A 19664-nucleotide genomic window follows, 5' to 3' on the forward strand; every position below is an offset into this window, starting at 1 on the left:
GCCCGTGCGCGGGTTCATACATTTGGCCGTGACCTCTGCGGGGCAGCGCCTCGGCATCGACATCGGCACGGCCACGACCGTCGCGGCGCTGGCCGGCCCCGACGGTTCGCTCCGGCCGTGGCGGCTCGACTCCGACCTGCCCGCGGCCGGGCCGGTCGAGCCGGAGCCGGTCGCCGCGCTGCTGTCGCGGGCCGTGGCCGCGGCCGCCCCCGGCTGGGACGGGCCGCTGGTGCTCACCCACCCCGCCGCGTGGCGCCCGGACCGCCGCCGGGTCCTCGCCGACGGCGCCCGCCTGGCCGGCCTCGGCGAGCCCGAGCTGCTCACCGAGCCGATCGCGGCGGCACGGTACTGCACCGCCGTCCTCGGCCACCGCGTGCCCGACGGCGGCTGCCTCGTCGTCTACGACCTCGGCGCCGGGACGTTCGACGTCACCGTGGTCCGCCAGGCCGCGGACGGGCTCACCATCGCCGCGGCGGGCGGGCTGCTCGACGCCGGCGGCCTCGACCTCGACGCCGCGATCGTGCGGCTGGCCCGCGCGGGCACCGGCTCCGGCCCGGCCTGGGACCGGCTCGACCGGCCGCGCTCGCCCGAGGAGGCCGCGGCCCGGCTGCGGCTGTGGCACGAGGCCCGGGTGGCCCGGGAGGCCCTGTCCGAGGCGCCCCTGGCCGACCTCTTCGTCCCGTTCACCGGCCCGGTGGCGCTGCACCGCGACGACTTCGAGCGCGCCGCCGCCCCGCTGTTCGAGCGGACCGTCGAGCGCACCGTGGCCGTGCTGCGCGAGGCCCTCGTCACCCCGCACGACGTGGCCGCGGTGTTCCTGGCCGGCGGCGTGAGCCACACCCCGCTCGTCGCCGCGCGGCTGCACCGGGCACTGGGCATCGCGCCGATCCCGGTCACCCAGCCCGACCTGGCCGTGGCCTGCGGCAGCGTCACGTCCGTGCGCACGGCCGTCGCCCCGCCCTCGGCGGCCCGCCCGCGCATCCGGCCCACGCTGCTGCGCACCTTCTCCCCCGGCGGGATCGTGCGCGGCGCGGCCCCGGTCAACGCGGTCGCGCTCAGCCCCGGCGGCCGCCTGCTCGCGACGGGCAGCGACGACCGCCGCGTGCGCGTCTGGGACCTCGGCACCGGCCAGGTCCGGCACACCCTCAGCGACCACGACGGCCCGGTGCGCGCGGTCGCGTTCAGCCCCGACGGGAGCCTGCTCGCCTCGGGCGGCGCCCACCCCCGCCGCGCGGCCCGAGCCGTACGGGTCTGGCAGGCCGACGAGGGCCGCCGCCGCGACGTCTTCGACGCGGACCCGGGCGGCCCGGCCGCGCTGGCGTTCCATCCGTCGGGCCGGGTGCTCGCCGCGGCCGGGCTCGACGGCGTCCTGCGCCTGTTCGACCTGGCCGACGGCCGCCTCTCCCGCGCCGTGCCGGGCGCGGCACTGCACGCGGTCGCGTACCACCCCGACGGCTCGGCCCTGGCCACCGGCGACGACGACGGCGTGGTACTGCTGCACTCGTCCGCCCCGACGACAACGCTGCGCGGGCACCGGGGCGCGGTCCTCGGGGTGGCGTTCGGCGGGACGCTGCTGGCCAGCGGGGGGGCGGACGCGACGGTACGCCTGTGGGACGGCCCGTCCCTGGCCCAGCTCACCGTGCTGACCGGCCACACCGAGCCGGTGACGACGGTGGCCTTCGACCCGGCGGCGACGCTGCTGGCCAGCGCGGGGCTGGACTCCACGATCCGGCTGTGGGACGCGACCTCGGGCGCGCACCTGCACACGCTGGACGGGCATGGCGGGGCGGTACACGCACTGGCCTTCACCCCGGACGGCTCGACACTGGTATCGGCGGGCGCGGACGGCGCCGTCCGCTTGTGGAACGTGGCCGGCCGGCCCTGAGCGTCGGTGCCCGCCCGGCGCGTCCTGGCCGCCGCCACCAGCACACCGGCGTCGTGTTGGCCAGCACCGACGTTGGCGACACGACCAACGAGATCACCCGCTTCACCGAACTGCTCGACCGGATCGACGACCCGCGCGATGGCGTAGTGACCGCGGACGCCTTGCACTGCCAACGCGCGCGCGTCGCCCACGTCGCCCGAAGCCGCCTCACCGTCGAGGGCAACCAGCCCAGTCCGCACCGGCAACTGGCCGGCCTGACCTGGCGGCTCGTGCCCGTGGCGCACGCCGACACCGCAGACGACCACGGCAGGCGCGAGATCCGCCATCAAGCGAAACCGACGTACCTCACCGACTGTGTCGAGTCCCACCACATGCTTGACGTAGGCGTGCTTGGGCGTCGCGCTGCCTAAAGATCGATGTGGTGCTCGATCGAACGCCAAGCCGGGCCGGTGTACTCGGTCAGGGTGAACCGGCGATGCTCGCCGGTGGGGCGCACGGTCACGGCGACAGTGCTCTCGTCTTCGAATCGCAGCAGGAAGACGGGATCGAGGTCGCAGAGGAAGGCGAACCCCTCGCGGTCCTCGTCGTTGGCGCTGGTCAGGCACCCATGAGCGTCCCAGCCGGCGCCGCTGGTGGTGATCACGACTGCCACCTCGACGCTGCCGAGCAGGGTGGACGAGTTCGCCCACCACTCCAGCCAGGCGCGGCCCTCAACGCTGTCCATGGTCGTCATCATTCCAACGCCACCCTGGGGCGCGGAGCCCGACTTCGCGGCGGGGCAGCGCGTGGCCAGGTCGTTGACGGATAGGTGGAAGCGCACCGACTTGAGCCGGGGTCGGCCCGGAACGTCACGGCAGTCCCGGAGCGGGCCGGACCGAGCCAGAACTGGTTCCCAGCGACCTGCAGGTTCCCCGACGGCGGCACAATGAGATTCCCCCGCCGGGATGGGACACCGGGTCTGCCGCAATCGGTTCAGCACAGGAAGCCGACTCTCGCTACGCGATGTCGCCTACCGCGATGCGCTCGCCAGTGTCCGACACCCTTACGTATGCTCCGGTGTGCGACCTGAGATTGCGGAGGATGTCGGCGACGGCGGCAAGCGCCCACTCCTGCGGAACAGCATCGTCGACCTCAACGTCAAGGTTGACGAAGTCCGGTCCGGTGCCGGCTCCGACTACGTCGAATCCGTCGATCTCCTGCAGTTCGTCCTCGATGTCGTCTCGATCCACGTCGGGAGGCAATGAGGCAAGATAGATATCGATGAACATTGGCTCTGCCGCAATCTGTTGCAGGGGCACTGATTCCAGGGTTCGTTCGTAGTCGGCGGGCTGTGGTAGCCGAGGGCTGAGTGGCGTCGGCGGCGGTTGTAGAACGCGATCCAGCGGAACAGGTCGCGGCGGGCGTCGGCTTCGGATGTCCAGGTGCGGCGGTCGACGTCGAGTCCGCGTTCGAGGGTAGCGAAGAACGCTTCGGCGAGTGCGTTGTCATACGACGTGCCGGTCCGGCCGGTGGAGCGGCGCGCACCGTGCCGGTCGCAGACCGCGGCGAAGGCGGTGCTGCCGTACTGATCCCTTGTCCAAATGGAAGATGACCCCGTTGACCGGCCGCCACGAGCGGCGACCGCAGCCCCGAGGGCGTGAGCGACGAGGCTGGTGCGCACATGGGTGTTGATCGACCAGCCGACGAATCGGCGGGTGGCGATGTCGATGACCGTGACCAGGAACAGCCGGCCACCACCGACGCGCAGGTACGTGATATCGCCGCACCACCGCCGATCCGGCGCGGTGGCGGTGAAGTCCCGGCGCAGCAGATCCGTCACCGGCGTCGCGGCCAGGTCCACCACCGTCGTGCGCCGCCGGCGGCGCAGGTGCCGCCCAGCGATGCCGCGCTGGCGCATGACCCGTTCCACCCGCTCGCGGTTGACCCGGAAACCCTGGGCACGCAGTTCGGCCGTGACCCGCGGTGATACGTAGCTGCCACCCGAATCGGCGTGGACGGTAGCGATCTGCTCCGCGAGCTGGTCCTCGGCCGCGGCCCGGTCACGGCGGGCCGGCCGGCGGCGGTCCAGCGGGAGAACCCGGACCGGGACACCGCCAGGAGCCGGCACAGCCGCATCACGCCATACGAGCCCCGGTGGGTGGAGATGAACCGCAAGCGGCTGGTCACCGATCCATCCCCTTCGCGAAATAGGCGGCCGCCTTACGCGACATCTCCTTCTCCACCCGCTGCTCAGCGGCCTCGGCACCCAGCCGGGCGATCTCGGCGTCCTTGTCCGCCACCGACAATCCCGCACCCGCCACCGCACCCTCCGGCCGCGCCGGCTGGTCCTGCCGACGGACTCAGTTCCGCAACGTCTCGTGACTCATGCCCAGCTCACGAGCGACCTCATTGATCGGCCGGCCCGACGAGCGAACCAACTCGACCGCATCACGCCGAAACTCTTCCGGTCATGGCCGCGCTCCCCGACGCCGCCATCGGCGCCCTCCGCCTCACCGGCGCCACGAGCAGAGCCGTCGCCAACCACCACCACGCCCGTAACGCCACCCGACCACCAGGGCTCCGGCAAAGTCGTTTGGGTGATACCCGAGACGGTGGGGTGCCCGCGTCAGCGTGGGGCGACCGTGGGCGCGGGCCGACGGACCTCCGGGACGCCGCGGGCGCGCAGGGCGGCCGTCACCGCTGCTGGGCCGCTCGGGAAGAGCCCGACCTGCACGGGATAGCCCCGCCGCCCGCCGCGCGTGCGCATCCGAGGCAGCTGACCCTCCGCGTCCTGCAACGCGGCCATCGCCGCCGGGTGCGGGACGACGTCGAGGTTGGCAAAGACCGACCGACCGCGGACCGTCGCCGACGCCACGCCCGACCACGGAATCAGGACCGCCCGGGCGCGGGTCGTACCGATCTCCACACCGGCGGCGGACAGCCGTACCCAGTGCGGGCTGCGGATCATCATCCCGACCGACACGCCGAGGACGGTAACGAGTGGAACGACGAACTGCGGAAGGATGACGAAGTCGACGGTGCGGCCGACCGACCAGCCGAGCAGCGCCGCCAGCCCCACGTAGAACCCGGCGGTGCCCAGCCAGACGAGGACCGCGAGGACGGCATAGCACGCAACGACCCGGCCAGTGGAGCTCCGAAACAAGACAGCGTCAGGCGCTGGCGGCGGCGGGATCACGCCATCATTGTGAGGACATCGGTCGCCCCGCGGCAGCCAGGCGTCCCGACGACAGGCCGGTCGTCCGAGTCGAGCGCAATGCCTGCACTGGCCGCCGGGCAGGGCGGGTTCGACTCCAGTCCCCCACTTTGCCGGGGCCCTGACCCGACCACTGGCTCTACTCGCCATCACCTAACGACTTTGCCAGGGCCCGGGCTCCGGCTCTGGTTCGGATATGTTCGCCATTTGCGCCCGGCGCGGTCCGGGAATCGATGGCTCGGTCGTATTCTGGGATAATTTTGGCATGGGGCAGATGCAGCTTTTCAGTGCTCGGGAATTGGCTGCTATGCGTGATCGCACGAAGGCCCGGAATTGGTCACCCGGGAAGGACGAGTTCCGGAAGGAAGCGCAGCGGCGGCGTGATTGGGGGCTGGCAAGACGGCATGCGGAGAAGCTGCGCCACATCGACGGCCCCGCAGCTTCCGAGCCCGAAGCGCCAACTCCTCCGAGCCAGCGCCCCGCCGAGGCCGTCTTGACACAACCACCGTCCGACCCCACGACAACGGCACCCACCGAGCATTCACATCAACTCATTGTGGAACATCACGCCGGCGCCCCCGCCGAGTCCAGCGTCACGATTCCCCCGATGCGACAATCCCGCGACCCAGCGCCCGGACGCGGATATAAACGGACCGCAACGATTTTCCGTCACGACGGCCACAAGACGGCGCGCACCCGCACGGCTCGCTTGGCGCAACTCCGAGGTGCGCGGCCGCACCCGCGCGGCCCGGAAGAGCGTCGGCGGACGTCAAACGCGCGCACGGAAGGTTCACGACACGGGCCAGCTCCACGCCTATGCGCCACTCGCCCCCGGCCACCCTTGCCCGACACCCCGCCGCCTCTCGAACGCGCCGTCGGAGCCGACCGCCCCCGCGAGCCGCAGCGCCGCGCCAAGGGTCGAAGCGAGCCGCGACACAACACTGCAGCATCGCGCGCGCACCGTCGGCAAAGGCCGAGCGACGCGGGCAGTGGTCGGATCGCCGTGCCGACGAGCGCGAGGCCGAGGGCACCGCGGCCGACGGCGATGATCCGGAGCGGACGAGCACCGCCAACCCGGACGCGACCAGCAAACACCCACGCCGGCAGGAAAGCGTGCGGGGAGTTTCTGTTGTTCACCCGGCGCACGCCTGGTGGACCAGCAAGAATCATGATCTTGTATCTATCGATACGCACGATGTGGCGTCGTCCCTGCCCAGCAAAGGGGGAATCTGCACATGTCGATTCGTCGGGTGGTGTTCGCGCTGGCGACCACTGCCCTCGTCGCCACCGGCCTGACCGCCGCGGCGTCCACCGCGCAGGCCGCCACCGGGGTTCCGCGCTTCGATCACATCGTTCTGGTGATGTTCGAGAACCACGCGTACTCCCAGATCAGCGGCGCCGGCTCCGCCCCGTACTTCAACGCCCTGGCGAGCCAGGGCGCGAAGTTCACCAAGTCCTACGCGATCACGCACCCGAGCCAGCCGAACTATATCGCGCTGTTCTCGGGCTCCACCCAGGGCGTGACCAGCGACGACTGCCCGAAGAACTTCACCGGCACCAACCTGCAGTCGCAGCTGTCGGGCGCCGGGCTGTCGTTCAAGGGCTACTCCGAGTCCATGCCCTCGAACGGCTACACCGGCTGCTCGAGCGGCAACTACCAGCGTAAGCACAACGGCTGGGTCGACTTCTCGAGCGTGCCCGCGGCGTCGAACCTGACGTACGCGAGCTTCCCCGCGTCGTCGAACTACGCCTCGCTGCCGACGGTCGCGTTCGTCTCGCCGAACATGTGCAACGACATGCACGACTGCTCGGTCGGCACCGGCGACACGTGGCTCAAGAACAACCTCGACGCCTACGCGCAGTGGGCCAAGACGCACAACAGCCTGCTGATCGTGACGTTCGACGAGGACAACCGCCTGGCCCTGAACCAGATTTTCACGGTCTTCGTCGGCGCGCACGTGCAGGCCGGCTCCTACGCCGAGAAGATCAACCACTACAACGTCCTGCGCACCATCGAGGGCGCGTACGGCCTGCCGGGCATCGGCGGCGCGGCGAGCCTGTCCCCGATCACGGACGTCTGGAACTGATCCGCACCGGGCGCCCCGTCTCCAGCGGGGCGCCTCCCGGCCATCCGAGAGGCTGACGTGTACCTGTCCACAGTGGACAAGCCGGCCACCGGCCCCGCCCCGCGCGGCACCCGCGTCGCCGCCACGGTGCTCGCCCTGGGCACGGTGAGCCTGATCACCGACGTCTCGTCGGAGATGGTGGCCGCGATCCTGCCGCTGTACCTCATGCTGGGCCTGCACCTCGGCCCCCTCGGCTACGGCGTGGTCGACGGGCTCTACACGGGCGCCACCGCGCTGCTGCGCCTCGTCGGCGGCTACGTGGCCGACCGCATCCGCCGCCGCAAGGCCGTCGCCGCCGCCGGCTACGGCATCTCCGCGGTCGCCAAGCTGGGCCTGCTCGCCGCGGGCTCGTCGGTCCCGCTGCTCAGCGCCGTGATCGTCGCCGACCGCGCGGGCAAGGGCCTGCGCACCGCCCCGCGCGACGCGCTCATCACGCTGTCCACGCCGCCGGACCGCCTGGGGCGGGCCTTCGGCGTGCACCGCGCGATGGACAGCGTGGGCGCCTTCGCCGGCCCGCTGGTCGCGGTGGCGGTCCTGGGCGCCTCGGCGCAGTCCTTCGACGCCGTGTTCGTGACGAGCTTCGCCATCGCCGCGCTGGGCGTGTTCGTCCTGCTCACCTTCGTGCCCGAGCACCGCGGCCCGGCCCGGGCGAGCGAACCCTCCCGGAGCCGGCCCACGGCACCCGCGGCCGTCTCCGTGCGCGCCGCCGCCGCGCTGCTCGCGCGCCGGGACTTCCGGCTCGTCGTGCTCGCCGCGGCCGTCATGGGTCTGGCCACCATCGGCGACGGGTTCGTCTACCTGGTGCTGCAGCGCCGCCACGATCTCGCCGTCGGATGGTTTCCGCTGCTCGCCGTCGGCACCAGCCTCGTCTATCTGCTCCTCGCCGTCCCGCTGGGCCGCCTCGCCGACCGTGCCGGGCGCGCCCGCGTCTACCTTGCCGGGTTCGCCGCGCTCGCGGTCGTCTACCTGCTGCTCGCCGCCGGGCTCGGCGGCGTGCCGATGCTGGTGCTCACGGTGGCCCTCTACGGCGCGTTCTACGCGGCGACCGACGGCGTGCTGATGGCGCTCGCCGGGCCGCTGCTCCCGGAGCCGCTGCGCACGACCGGCATCGCCCTGGTGCAGAGCGGGCAGTCCCTGGCCTATCTGGTCTCCTCGGTCCTGTTCGGCCTCGCGTGGCAGCTATGGGGGCCCGGCCCGGCGCTGCTCGCGGCCGCCGCGGCCACCATGGCCGCGCTCGCCCTCGTCACCTCGATCTTCCGGAGAGGTACGGCAGACATTGCGTAAGATCCTGGCAACGTCGATCGTGGCGGTGATCCTCGCCGGAGGGGCCGCGGCCTACATTTTCAGGGCCGCGCACCGCAACGATGCCGCCGCGGCCGCCGCCGAGGCCGTCCACCTCCAGCCCGGGGACCTGCTCGTCCGCAGCACCGCCGACGGGTCGATGGGGCGCCTCGCGGTCGTGGGCGGCACCACGCGCACGGTCTCGGCCGTCAGCTGCAACCGCGTCTACGCCGCCGCGGAGACCGTCATCTGCCTGCGCCCCGACGGCCCGCTCGCGACCTACCAGGTCGCCGTGCTCGACGGGAGCCTGCGCGAGCGGGACACGTACCCGATGGTGGGCGTCCCGAACCGGGCCCGCGTCTCGGCCGACGGGCGGCTGGTGACGTGGACGGCGTTCGTCACCGGCGACTCGTACAACGGCGGGCGGTTCTCGACCCGCGTCGGGGTGCTCGACGCGACCTCCGGCGACCTGCTGGCCGACACCCTGGAGACGTTCGCGCTCACCAGGGACGGCCGGGCGTACCAGGCCGCCGACGTCAACTTCTGGGGCGTCACGTTCGCGCCGGACGACCGGACCTTCTACGCCACGATGTCGACCCAGGGCCGGCGGTACCTCGTCGAGGGCGACCTCACCGCCCGCACCCTGCGCACCCTGGCCGAGAACGTCGAGTGCCCGTCGCTGTCGCCCGACGGCACCCGCATCGCGTTCAAGCAGGCCGTCGGCGCCGACCCGGCGAAGGGCTGGCGCCCGGCCGTCCTGGACCGGGCGACCCTGCGGACCACGGTGCTCGCCGAGACCCGCAGCGTCGACGACCAGATCGCCTGGCGGGACGAGCGCACGGTGATGTACGCGCTGCCGCGCGACCGGGACCACGCCGACGTCTGGTCCGTGCCGGCCGACGGCACCGGGGCCCCGGCCGTGCTCGTGCCCGACGCCGAGTCCCCCGCACGCGTCTACTAGAAATCGAGGCTTACCAAAGAGTAACTTGACCGGATGCGAACGCTGGCGCTGCTCATAGCGGCCGTGGGGATCCTCCTGGAAGGCCTGGTCATCGGGGTCACGCTGTTCGCCCTGGGCGGGGTGATCGACGCCTACTCCATGTCGCTGGCCGGCGCCGACCCGTCCGCCGCCCAGGTGGCGGTCAAGATCACGGGGGTCGTACTCGCCGTGCTCCTCGTCGTCCTCGCCGCCGGACTCGCCGCGGCGGCCGCCCGCGACCGCCACGCCCGCCGGATGGCCTTCCTGGCGATGCTCTTCCAGTGCGTGGTCGTCGTGATCGCGGGGCTGGCGCTGGGCTGGGCCGTGTTCGCCGGCACCCTGGTGGTGCTCGGCACGCTGCTGTACGCCCTCCTCGACGACTCCCAGCAGACCGCCACCCGCTGAGCCCGGCCGCGGTGGCATGCTTGCCCGGTGCGGATCACCACCCTGGGCGGGCTGGCCGTCGACGGCCGCCCGGTGCGCGGTGAGCGCCTCGCCGCCGTGGTCCGCGCGCTCGTCGGCGCGCGCGGCCGCACCGTCACCGCCGCCGCGCTCGCCGAGGCCGTGTGGGCGGGGCGGCGCCCGAGGACGCCGCCGGGGCCGTCCACGCGCTGATCGCCCGCGCTCGCCGCCGGGGCCGTCCACGCGCTGATCGCCCGCGCTCGCCGGCTCGGCCTGCCGGTGACGGCGGTGCCGGGCGGATACCAGGTCTCCGCCGCGGACGTGGAGCCGGACACGGTTCTGGTCCGGGCCCGCCTCGACGCCGCCCGCCTCGACGCCGCCCGCCTCGACGCCGCCCGCCTCGACGCCGCCCGCCTCGACGCCGCCCGCCTCGACGCCGCCCGCGCCGCGCTGCGCGACCGCGACTTCGCCTCCGCCCATGAGCACGCCGGCGCCGCCCGCGCGCTGTTCCCCGAGTCCGTGGACCTCACCGGCGAGCGCCGAGCAGGCCGGGGCGCCGGTTCCTCAGCCCCGCGTGGTGTTCTTCGTCGCCGCGGCCGCCTTCCACCTGCGCCCCCGCGGGCGGGCCGGGGCCGGGCGGGCGACCGGGCTGCTGGCGGACGTCCGCGCCGAGGCGGTCGGCGGCATCGACGTGCCCGCGCTGGGCTCCTGGGCGCTGTGCGCGGCGGCCCTCGCCGCGCACCTCGGCGACCCGGCGTCGGCGCGGGAGCTGTGGGCGCTGGGCGAGCGCTGCTCACCGGTCGCGATGCACCTGTTCGACTCCGGTGCCGAGGCGGTCGGCGGCATCGACGTGCCCGCGCTGGGCTCCTGGGCGCTGTGCGCGGCGGCCCTCGCCGCGCACCTCGGCGACCCGGCGACGGCGCGGGAGCTGTGGGCGCTGGGCGAGCGCTGCGCACCGGTCGCGATGCACCTGTTCGGCCCCGGTGCCGACCCGGTGCTCGACGCCGCCCGCGAGCCCGGCCCGGCGGCGCGGCAGCGGCTCGCGGTGTGGCGGATGCGGCCGATGACCGAGGTCACCGACCGCATCCGGGAGCTGGCGGACCCGCACCTTCAGACCTTGCGGCGGTAGGCCCGCAGCGCCAGCGGCATGAACACCGCGACGAGGGCGGCCGACCAACCCAGCGTCCACCACACGTGCACCCCGTAGCCGGGCGTGCCCAGGAACAGCCCGCGCATCGCCTCGACCAGGTGGGTCAGCGGGTTGTTGCGCACGAACCCCTGCATCCAGCCCGGCAGCGTCGCGGTGCCGACGAACACGTTGGACGCGAAGGTCAGCGGCAGCACGACCAGGAAGCAGATGCCCTGCACCGCGCCCGAGGTGCGGGCCAGCATGCCGATGAGCACCGGGGCCCAGGACAGCGACAGCGCGAACACGACGGCGAGCAGCGCGCCGGCGACCGCGTGCAGCGGGTCGGAGCCGATGCGGAAGCCCAGGACGTAGGCGAAGGCGAAGGTGGAGATCGTCACCAGGAGGTACCGCACGACGTCCCCGAGGACCGCGCCGATCAGCGGTGCCGCCCGGGGGATCGGCAGGGAGCGGAACCGGTCGAAGATGCCCTTCTCGATGTCGGTGTTGAGGTTCACGCCGATCGAGATCGCGCCCATGGCGATCGTCTGGGCCAGGATGCCCGGCATCACGAACTGCAGGTAGTCGTGGGTCGAGCCGGAGATCGCGCCGCCGAAGACGTAGACGAAGATGATCATGAACAGGGCCGGCTGGACGGTCACGTCGATGAGCTGCTCGGGCGTGCGCATCGTCTTGATGAGGCTGCGCCGGGTGAGCTCGAGGGAGTGGCGCAGCAGCTTGAACGGCTTCGGCGCGGGCCGGTCGAGGACGAGGGTGGTCATGCCGGAACCTCCGCGGGCTCGGACGTGAGGGAGAAGAAGACCTCGTCGAGCGAGGGCAGGTGCAGGGAGAGCTCGGTGACGGCGATGCCCTCGGCGGTCAGCTTGGCCACGGCCTCGGCCATGGCGGCGTCGCCGGAGACGGGCACGGCCAGCACGCCGGCGCGGATCTGGTCGGCGGCGGCGCCCGAGGAGACCATCGTCAGGATCTCGGCGGCGCGGGGCAGGTCGCGCTCGTCGGACGGGCGCACCTCGAGGGTCTGGCCGCCGACGATCCGCTTGAGCCCCTCGGGCGTGTCGTGGGCGATGACCCGGCCGTGGTCGATGACCGTGATCTCATCGGCAAGGGCCTCGGCCTCCTCGAGGTACTGGGTGGTCAGCAGCACCGTGGACCCCTCGCGCACCAGCTTGCGCACGACCTCCCACATGTCCTCGCGCTTGGCCGGGTCCAGGCCGGTCGTCGGCTCGTCGAGGAAGATCACGTCGGGGCGGCCCACCAGGCTCGCGGCCAGGTCCAGGCGGCGGCGCATGCCCCCGGAGTAGGTCTTGGCCGGCCGGTCGGCGGCACCGGTCAGGTCGAACCACGCCAGCAGCTCGGCGGCCCGCGCCCGGGCGCCCTTGCGGCCCAGGTCCAGCAGGGTGCCGAAGAGCACGAGGTTCTGCCGGCCGGTGAGATCCTCGTCGACGGAGGCGTACTGCCCGGTCAGCCCGATCGACGCGCGGACCCTCCCGGCGTCGTGGACCACGTCGTGCCCGCCGATGCGGGCCGTGCCGGCGTCGGGCCGGATGAGCGTGGACAGGATGCGCACGGCGGTGGTCTTGCCGGCGCCGTTGGGGCCGAGCACGCCGTGCACGGTCCCGCGCGGGATGACCAGGTCGACGCCCTGCAGCGCCTTCGTCTGGCCGAAGTGCTTGACGAGGCCGCTCGCCTCGACCATCACGTCGTTCGTCACGTCCCGGACTCTGCCCGCCGCGACCGACACGGCGCCGACACGCGACCGACACGACCCGACACGCGGCTGACGTGCGCGGCGGCGGTACCGTGACGGCTCATGAACGACACCCAGCTCAGCCCGGGCCGCCGGGTCGGCCGCCGGGTCGGGCGGCTGATCGGCCGGGTGCTGCAGGGCATCCAGCCCCCGGAGGCGATGCCGCAGCTCCTGCCGCGCCCGGAGGAGGACGCGGCGGTCATGGACTGCGCGCTGTACGTGCGCGGCGGCCGCCAGCCGGGCCGCCCCTCGTTCGCCGAGGCCTTCGCCGCGGCCCGGCGCCGGCGCAACGGCTTCGTGTGGCTGGGCCTGTTCGAGCCGAGCTGGTCGCAGTTCACCGCGATCGCCGAGACGATCGGGGCCGACGAGGCGATCGTCGACCAGACGCTCGACGCCGAGCGCCGCCCGGCCATCCAGCGGCGCGGGGACGTGACGGTGCTCACGCTGCGCACGGCGCGGTACGTCGAGCACGCCGAGCTGACGGAGACCTCCGAGGTCGTCGACACCGGCGCGGTCACGCTGCTCATCGGCGCGCACTTCGTGGTGTCGGTGCGCCACGGCGGGGCGGGCGCCCTCGCCGACGTGCGCGAGGGGCTGCAGCGGCGGCCGAGCCTGCTCGGGCAGGGCCCGTGGGCGGTCGGCTACGCGGTGATCGAGCGGATGGTCGAGGTCTACCACGACGTGGCCACCCGCGTGGAGCAGGACGTGGAGAAGCTCGAGGAGACCGCGTTCCGGCGCCAGGGCGGCTGCGACGTGCAGCAGATCTACCAGCTCAAGCGGGAGCTGGTCGAGTTCAAGCGGGCCGTGCTGCCGCTGCAGGCGCCGCTGCGGCTGATGACCGACATCGCCTCCGAGCTGCCGCCGGGGCTGCGCCAGCCCTTCACCGACGTGCTGGGCCGGCTCAACCAGGTGGTGGAGCGCGTCGGGACGTACAACGAGCTGCTCGACTCGATCCTGCAGGCCCGGCTGGCGCAGGTCGGGCTCGACCAGAACAATGACATGCGCAAGATTGCCGCGTGGGCGGCGATGGCCGCGGTGCCGACCGCGGTCGCCGGGGTCTACGGGATGAACTTCGACCACATGCCGGGCACGTCGTGGCGCTGGGGCTTCGGCGCGGCGGTGCTGGTGATGACCGGCGGGATGCTGGTGCTCTACCGCTTGTTCCGCAAATCGAGATGGCTTTGACCGGATGATTGCCGAGGGGTCATGACGACCACGCCCGAATACCTGGTCCCCGCCCGGGTGGAGAGCCCGGAGCCCAGGGAGCGTCCCGGCGGCCCGATCGGGCGCTGGCTGCTGGAGCACCGCGTCGCCCCGGTCGGGCCGGAGAGCGACGAGGCGCACGCCAAGCCGCAGGCCTGGTGGAAGGTGATGACGCTGACCGGCGTGGACTACTTCTCCACGCTGTCCTACCTGCCGGCCATCGCCGCGCTGGCCGCCGGGGCCCTCTCCCCGCTGGCGACCCTGCTCATCGTGGCGCTCACGCTGCTGGGGATGCTGCCGATGTACCGCCGCGTGGCCCGGGAGAGCCCGCACGGCCAGGGCTCCGTGGCGATGCTGGAGACGCTCCTGCCCTTCTGGCGGGGCAAGATCTTCGTGCTGGTGCTGCTCGGCTTCGTCGCCACCTCATGGATCATCACGATCACCCTGAGTGCCGCCGACGCCTCCGTGCACATGCTCGAGAACCCCGTGTTCCCGAGCTTCATGCACGGCCACGCGGTGATCATCACCGTGGTGCTGCTGCTCATCCTGGGCGGCGTGTTCCTGCTCGGCTTCAGCGAGGCGGTCGCCGTGGCGATCCCGCTCGTCGGGGTGTTCCTCCTGCTCAACGCGGTCATCGTGGTCGTCGGCCTGGTCGACGTGTTCACCACCGCCGGGGCGCTGTCGGACTGGACGCACGCGCTGAGCACCGGGCACGGCGGCGGGTTCGGGCTGCTGCTGCCGGCCGTGATCGCGTTCCCGTCGCTGGTGCTGGGCCTGTCCGGCTTCGAGACCGGGGTCAGCATGATGCCGCTCGTGGCCGCCGAGGGCGACAACGCCGAGCAGCGGCGGGCGTCGCGCCTGGCCAATACCAAGAAGCTGCTCACGGCCGCGGCCGCGATCATGTCGGTGTACCTCATCGCGACGAGCTTCATCACCACCGTGCTGATCCCGCAGCGGGAGTTCGAGGAGGGCGGGAAGGCGGCCGGGCGGGCGCTGGCCTACCTCGCGCACGAGAAGATCGGCGAGGCGTTCGGCACCGTCTACGACATCAGCAGCGTGCTCATCCTGTGGTTCGCGGGCGCGTCGGCGATGGCCGGGCTCATCAACATCATCCCCCGCTACCTGCCGTCCTACGGCATGGCGCCGGAGTGGGGCCGGGCGGTGCGGCCGATCGTGCTGGTCTACACCGCGATCAGCATCGGCATCACGGTCGCGTTCGGCGCCGACGTCAACGCGCAGGCCGGGGCCTACGCGACCGGCATCCTGGCCATGATGGTCTCCGGCGCCGTGGCGGTCACGATCTCGGCGTGGCGGGCCGGTCAGCGCCTCGCGGGGATCGGGTTCACGGTGCTGACGCTGATCCTGCTGTACGCGCTGGGCGCCAACGTGATCGAGAAGCCCGACGGCATCCTCATCTCCGCGGTCTTCATCGCCGGGATCGTCGTGGTGTCGCTCGTCTCGCGGGTCAGCCGCACCACCGAGCTGCGCGCCGACGCGATCGAGTTCGACGACGCCGCCCGCCGCTTCGTCACCGAGTCGATCGAGCACGACGGCGAGCTCAACATCGTGGCGAACCGCCGGCAGAGCGGGGACAGGGCGGAGTACGAGGACAAGGAGTCCGAGCAGCGCGGCCACAACCCAGTGCCGGGCCGCGCCGACATCCTGTTCCTGGAGGTCGACGTCGTGGACCCGTCGGCGTTCTCCGGCACCCTGTGCGTGCGCGGGGTCGAGGTGGACGGCTACCGGGTGCTGCGCACCGAGAGCCCGGCGGCCCCCAACGCGATCGCGGCGGTGCTGCTCGCCCTGCGCGACGCGACCGGGGTCCGCCCGCACGCCTACTTCGAGTGGGCGGAGGGCAATCCGCTCGGGCACCTGTTCCGGTACCTCATCCTCGGCCGCGGCGACACGGCGCCCGTGGTGCGCGAGATCATCCGCTCGTCGGAGCCGGACCCGTCCCGCCGTCCGGGCATCCACGTGGGGGGCTGACGCGATAGCGTGTACCCCGGACTTCGGGGGAGGCCACATGCCCGTCTTCAAACAGGCCCGGCTGGTGCACTGGTCGGTGATCGGCTCGGCGCTGCTGCTCGGCATCGCCGCCGCGCTGTCCTGGGCGGCGCTCGCGCACCTCGCCGGGCTGCACACGAGGATGGTCTCCGACGGCCAGCTCGCCCAGGCACGGACGGACATGCTCAACAGCCTCGCCACCGCGGGCGTCTCCGCGCTGGTGCTCGCCGTGATCGCCGTCTTCCTGCGCCGGCCCTCCAGCAAGGCCCGCACCGCGGTGTGGGTGTTCGGGCCGCTCATCGCGCTGACCACGCTGTGCTTCCTGGTCGGCGGGCCGCAGTGGGCGGTGGCCCCGACCGGCGAGGAGCCCGCCGAGCTGCGGGCGGAATACGCGCAGGTCGTGCCGGACTGGTACGTGTGGCCGCACGGGATCGCCGGGCTCGTCGCGGTCGCCCTGCTGATCTTCGCCGCGGTCTTCCTGACCCGTGCGGATCTGCGGGAGCACTACATGGACGGCGGCTACGACGCCACCCGCGGCTACACGTCGTGGGTCGATCGCACCGGCGGCGCGTGACCGCCGGGCGCGCCGGGGTTAAGGTGTCGCCGTGACGGAGCCGACCTCTCCCTCCGGCCCGACCTCGGGGCCCCGGCCGCCGGCGTGGAACCGGCCGCAGCCACCTCCCCCGCCACCGCCGCCCCCGGCCCCACCGGCCAACGTGCCGATCTCGGGCGAGCTGCTGCCGCCCGGCGGCTACGGCTCCCCGCGCGCGGTGCCCCCGCCCGGCTACGCGCCGCCGCCCCAGGTGCCGATCACCAAGCGCATCCCGGACACCCTGCCGTTCGTCGCCCGGCCCAGCGTGCTCAAGCGCGTCCTGGTGCTCGGGCCGATCGCCGCGGTCCTGCTGCTGCTGTTCGCCTGCCCGCTCGGGCTGGCCCTGACCGCCGGCAACGACCCGAACCACACCAGCGGCGACGCGGTGGCGCTGGTCGGCATCGTGCTCTGCCTGGCCGTCGTGATCGCCGTGGCGTTCGGGCTGCAGATCTTCCTCGTCGCCTCGGGCGGGCCGGTGCTCGCCCTCGCCCCGAACGGGCTGTGGATCAAGACGCGGCCGACCCGCGGCCAGGCCGTCTGGCTGCCGTGGGAGGGCGTCGAGCAGATCCGGCGGCGGCGCTGGGGCCTGGAGAAGATGCTCGTGGTCAAGCCGCGCGACCCGCGCGTGGAGGGCAGCCTCGGCGCGTTCACCCAGGTCGACGCCGCGTTCATGAAGCTGTTCTACGGCTCGGGCTTCACCGCGACCCTGAACTTCGCGGACCGCTCGGAGGACGAGATCCTGGCGGCGGTACGGCACTTCAGCAACGGCCGCGCCCGCGTCGACATCTGATGCGCATCTGACCCGCACCGTCGCGCGCCGATCCGTGGCTCTCCGGCCGGCGCGCAGTATCATCCGAGGTCGCGGCCCCGAAGCGGGCTCGCGTACCAGCCGTGGTTTGGACCGGCACCGATCCGGAAATCCGGCGCGTCGGGGGCCACATGTCACCAGGGTGCCGAAAAAGTGTCAGACCCTAGGTCTACGCTCGCGGGCAGCACAGGGACCAGGACCATTGGAGAGAGCCGAGTTGACCGCACAACCCGAGACCTTGTACGGGGCAGCAGACCTCACGCTCCTCGAAGGGCTCGACGCCGTCCGCAAGCGACCGGGCATGTACATCGGCTCGACCGACAGCCGCGGCGTCGCCCACCTGTTCAACGAGATCGTGGACAACTGCACCGACGAGGGCATCGCCGGATACGCCACCCGCATCGAGGTGACGCTGCACGCCGACGGGTCGGTGCAGGTCGACGACGACGGCCGCGGCATCCCCGTGGACGTGCACGCCAAGTCCGGGATGTCCGGCGTCGAGCTGGTGCTCACGAAGCTGCACGCGGGCGGGAAGTTCGGCGGGTCGGGGTACAAGACCTCCGGCGGCCTGCACGGCGTCGGCGCCTCGGCGGTCAACGCCCTGTCGACGCGCTACGACGTGACCGTGCGCCGCGACGGCAAGATCCACCACATGTCGTTCCAGCACGGCGTGCCGGGCGAGTTCGACGGGCCCAACGCCAACTCGAAGTTCCGCCGCGGCGGCGGCCTCGTCGTGCAGGGGCGGATGAAGCGCGGCTCGTCCACCGGCACCTCCACCCGCTACTGGCACGACGCGCGCTACTTCGAGGCCGGCGCGGCCCTGGACCCCGAGGCGGTGCGGGCCAAGCTGCGCAACACCGCGTTCCTGGTGCCGGGCGTGACCTACGTGCTCAAGGACGCCACGCAGGGCTCGATCGAGACCGAGACCTACCACTACCCCAACGGCCTCGCCGACATGGTGGAGTTCCTGGCCCCCAGCGGCGACAAGCCGGTCTGCGGCACGCTGCTCATCAACGGCGAGGGCACCTACAAGGAGAACGCCGCCGACGAGAACGGCGTGATGAAGGCCAACGTCGAGCGGCGGGCCGAGGTCGAGATCGCGCTGCGCTGGGGCACCGGCTACGAGCGGGTCGTCGAGTCGTTCACCAACACCATCCGCAACATGCACGGCGGCACGCACCGGCGCGGCTTCGAGCGCGGCGCGCTGCGGGCGCTGACCGAGGCCATCCGCAACACCCGTGGCCTGCTGCGCCCCAAGGAGGACCTGCCGACGCTGGAGGACGTGCTCGAGGGCATGACCGCGGTCATCCACGTGCGCATCCCCGAGCCGCAGTTCACCTCCCAGACCAAGGACGAGCTGTCCACCGCGCCCGTGACCCGGGTCGTGCAGCAGGTCGTCGAGCAGCACGTCAAGGCCTGGATCGAGGCGCGCAAGACCAAGGTCGAGGCGCGCACGGTGCTGCAGAAGATCGTCGACGCGGCCCGGGTCCGGCTCACCCAGAAACAGCAGAAGGACGCGGCCCGGCGCAAGACGGCCCTCGAGGGCGCGTCGATGCCGGCCAAGCTGGTCGACTGCCGCTCGACCGGGGTCCAGCGCAGCGAGCTGTTCATCGTCGAGGGCGACAGCGCCCTGGGCACGGCCCGCATGGCCCGCTCCTCGGAATACCAGGCGCTGCTGCCGATCCGCGGCAAGATCCTCAACGTCCAGAAGGCGAACATCCAGCAGGTGCTGGACAACGCCGAGTGCTCGGCGATCGTGCAGGTGCTCGGGGCCGGCTCCGGGCGCACCTTCGACCTCGAGTCGATGCGCTACGGCCGCATCCTGATCATGGCCGACGCCGACGTCGACGGCTCGCACATCCGCACCCTGCTCATCACGCTGTTCGCGAAGTACATGCGGCCGGCCATCGCCGACGGGCGGCTCTACGCGGCCGTCCCGCCGCTGCACAAGATCGTCACGAAGGGGCGCAACCCGGAGACGATCTATACGTACACGCAGCAGGAGATGGAGAGCACGGTCGCCCGGCTGGAGAAGGCCGGCAAGCAGGTCGTCACGCCGATCCCCCGGTTCAAGGGTCTGGGCGAGATGGACGCCGACGAGCTGTGGGAGACCACGATGAACCCGGCGACCCGGGCGGTGCGGCGCATCACCCTCGACGACGTCGAGCGGGCCGAGGAGGTCCTCGAGCTGCTCATGGGCGAGCGGGTGGAGCCCCGCCGCAACTGGCTCATCGACTCCGCGGCGCGGGTCGACCAAGAGACGATCGACGCGTAACGACCCCGGAAGGCCGACGGAA

Annotated in this window: 20 protein-coding genes; 13 read left to right on the forward strand and 7 right to left on the reverse strand. The window is 72.5% G+C overall.

Annotated elements, in window-relative coordinates:
• Positions 1 to 28: 28 nt before the first annotated feature.
• Positions 29 to 1885 (forward strand): Hsp70 family protein, encoded by a 1857-nt coding sequence (locus tag ACQP1P_RS29810; RefSeq protein ID WP_433075724.1) that lies wholly within the window; start codon positions 29 to 31, stop codon positions 1883 to 1885.
• 53 nt (positions 1886 to 1938) lie between these two features.
• Positions 1939 to 2295, forward strand: coding sequence for a hypothetical protein (locus ACQP1P_RS29815; RefSeq protein ID WP_433075726.1), 357 nt, complete (start codon positions 1939 to 1941; stop codon positions 2293 to 2295).
• On the opposite strand, the gene ACQP1P_RS29820 is transcribed toward ACQP1P_RS29815, so the two are convergent.
• The 5 genes from ACQP1P_RS29820 to ACQP1P_RS29840 all read right to left on the reverse strand — a co-directional run bounded on the left by ACQP1P_RS29820 (position 2292) and on the right by ACQP1P_RS29840 (position 5060).
• Positions 2292 to 2609 carry a hypothetical protein gene (locus tag ACQP1P_RS29820; protein ID WP_433075728.1) on the reverse strand — a complete coding sequence of 106 codons (318 nt, stop codon included), beginning with the start codon at positions 2607 to 2609 and terminating at the stop codon, positions 2292 to 2294. The genes ACQP1P_RS29815 and ACQP1P_RS29820 overlap by 4 nt on opposite strands.
• A gap of 271 nt (positions 2610 to 2880) precedes the next feature.
• A complete protein-coding gene (locus ACQP1P_RS29825) occupies positions 2881 to 3114 on the reverse strand; it encodes a hypothetical protein (protein ID WP_433075731.1) in 234 nt (77 codons plus the stop codon).
• Positions 3060 to 3992, reverse strand: coding sequence for an IS3 family transposase (locus ACQP1P_RS29830; RefSeq protein ID WP_433075733.1), 933 nt, complete (start codon positions 3990 to 3992; stop codon positions 3060 to 3062). The genes ACQP1P_RS29825 and ACQP1P_RS29830 overlap by 55 nt, the downstream gene beginning before the upstream one ends.
• A gap of 232 nt (positions 3993 to 4224) precedes the next feature.
• Positions 4225 to 4302, reverse strand: coding sequence for a hypothetical protein (locus ACQP1P_RS29835; protein ID WP_433090157.1), 78 nt, complete (start codon positions 4300 to 4302; stop codon positions 4225 to 4227).
• Positions 4303 to 4490: 188 nt separating this feature from the next.
• The gene (locus ACQP1P_RS29840; protein ID WP_433075735.1) at positions 4491 to 5060 is read right to left on the reverse strand and encodes a hypothetical protein; all 570 of its coding nucleotides are present in this window, start codon (positions 5058 to 5060) and stop codon (positions 4491 to 4493) included.
• A gap of 1253 nt (positions 5061 to 6313) precedes the next feature.
• Between ACQP1P_RS29840 and ACQP1P_RS29845 the strand changes: the two genes are divergently transcribed.
• The 6 genes from ACQP1P_RS29845 to ACQP1P_RS29870 all read left to right on the forward strand — a co-directional run bounded on the left by ACQP1P_RS29845 (position 6314) and on the right by ACQP1P_RS29870 (position 10995).
• The gene (locus tag ACQP1P_RS29845; RefSeq protein ID WP_433075737.1) at positions 6314 to 7165 is read left to right on the forward strand and encodes an alkaline phosphatase family protein; all 852 of its coding nucleotides are present in this window, start codon (positions 6314 to 6316) and stop codon (positions 7163 to 7165) included.
• 57 nt (positions 7166 to 7222) lie between these two features.
• Positions 7223 to 8488, forward strand: a complete 1266-nt coding sequence (locus ACQP1P_RS29850) for an MFS transporter (RefSeq protein WP_433075739.1) — start codon at positions 7223 to 7225, stop codon at positions 8486 to 8488.
• Positions 8481 to 9446 carry a hypothetical protein gene (locus ACQP1P_RS29855; protein WP_433075741.1) on the forward strand — a complete coding sequence of 322 codons (966 nt, stop codon included), beginning with the start codon at positions 8481 to 8483 and terminating at the stop codon, positions 9444 to 9446. Before ACQP1P_RS29850 ends, ACQP1P_RS29855 begins: the two co-directional genes overlap by 8 nt.
• A gap of 33 nt (positions 9447 to 9479) precedes the next feature.
• The gene (locus ACQP1P_RS29860) at positions 9480 to 9869 is read left to right on the forward strand and encodes a hypothetical protein (RefSeq protein WP_433075743.1); all 390 of its coding nucleotides are present in this window, start codon (positions 9480 to 9482) and stop codon (positions 9867 to 9869) included.
• Positions 9870 to 9896: 27 nt separating this feature from the next.
• On the forward strand, positions 9897 to 10079 hold the full coding sequence (locus tag ACQP1P_RS29865) for a hypothetical protein (protein ID WP_433075745.1): 183 nt from the start codon (positions 9897 to 9899) through the stop codon (positions 10077 to 10079).
• 265 nt (positions 10080 to 10344) lie between these two features.
• Positions 10345 to 10995, forward strand: coding sequence for a hypothetical protein (locus ACQP1P_RS29870; RefSeq protein WP_433075747.1), 651 nt, complete (start codon positions 10345 to 10347; stop codon positions 10993 to 10995).
• Here the strand turns inward: ACQP1P_RS29870 and ACQP1P_RS29875 are convergent.
• Both ACQP1P_RS29875 and ACQP1P_RS29880 read right to left on the reverse strand, forming a co-directional pair.
• Positions 10977 to 11774, reverse strand: a complete 798-nt coding sequence (locus ACQP1P_RS29875) for an ABC transporter permease (RefSeq protein WP_433075748.1) — start codon at positions 11772 to 11774, stop codon at positions 10977 to 10979. The two genes, ACQP1P_RS29870 and ACQP1P_RS29875, sit on opposite strands and share 19 nt — an antisense overlap.
• Positions 11771 to 12709, reverse strand: a complete 939-nt coding sequence (locus ACQP1P_RS29880) for an ATP-binding cassette domain-containing protein (protein ID WP_433090159.1) — start codon at positions 12707 to 12709, stop codon at positions 11771 to 11773. The genes ACQP1P_RS29875 and ACQP1P_RS29880 overlap by 4 nt, the downstream gene beginning before the upstream one ends.
• A 114-nt stretch (positions 12710 to 12823) precedes the next feature.
• Between ACQP1P_RS29880 and ACQP1P_RS29885 the strand changes: the two genes are divergently transcribed.
• From ACQP1P_RS29885 to ACQP1P_RS29905, 5 genes are all read left to right on the forward strand, one after another.
• Positions 12824 to 13945: a magnesium and cobalt transport protein CorA gene (locus tag ACQP1P_RS29885; protein ID WP_433075750.1), complete on the forward strand. Its 1122-nt coding sequence runs from the start codon at positions 12824 to 12826 to the stop codon at positions 13943 to 13945.
• 21 nt (positions 13946 to 13966) lie between these two features.
• Positions 13967 to 15949, forward strand: a complete 1983-nt coding sequence (locus ACQP1P_RS29890; protein ID WP_433075752.1) for an amino acid transporter — start codon at positions 13967 to 13969, stop codon at positions 15947 to 15949.
• Positions 15950 to 15986: 37 nt separating this feature from the next.
• Positions 15987 to 16541 carry a hypothetical protein gene (locus ACQP1P_RS29895; protein WP_433075754.1) on the forward strand — a complete coding sequence of 185 codons (555 nt, stop codon included), beginning with the start codon at positions 15987 to 15989 and terminating at the stop codon, positions 16539 to 16541.
• Between the two features lie 31 nt (positions 16542 to 16572).
• Positions 16573 to 17349, forward strand: coding sequence for a hypothetical protein (locus tag ACQP1P_RS29900; RefSeq protein ID WP_433075756.1), 777 nt, complete (start codon positions 16573 to 16575; stop codon positions 17347 to 17349).
• A 235-nt stretch (positions 17350 to 17584) separates the two neighbouring features.
• On the forward strand, positions 17585 to 19642 hold the full coding sequence (locus ACQP1P_RS29905) for a DNA gyrase/topoisomerase IV subunit B (RefSeq protein ID WP_433075758.1): 2058 nt from the start codon (positions 17585 to 17587) through the stop codon (positions 19640 to 19642).
• The last annotated feature ends 22 nt before the right edge of the window (positions 19643 to 19664 follow it).

This window comes from Dactylosporangium sp. CA-052675 (assembly GCF_050947935.1).
Classification (GTDB): domain Bacteria; phylum Actinomycetota; class Actinomycetes; order Mycobacteriales; family Micromonosporaceae; genus Dactylosporangium.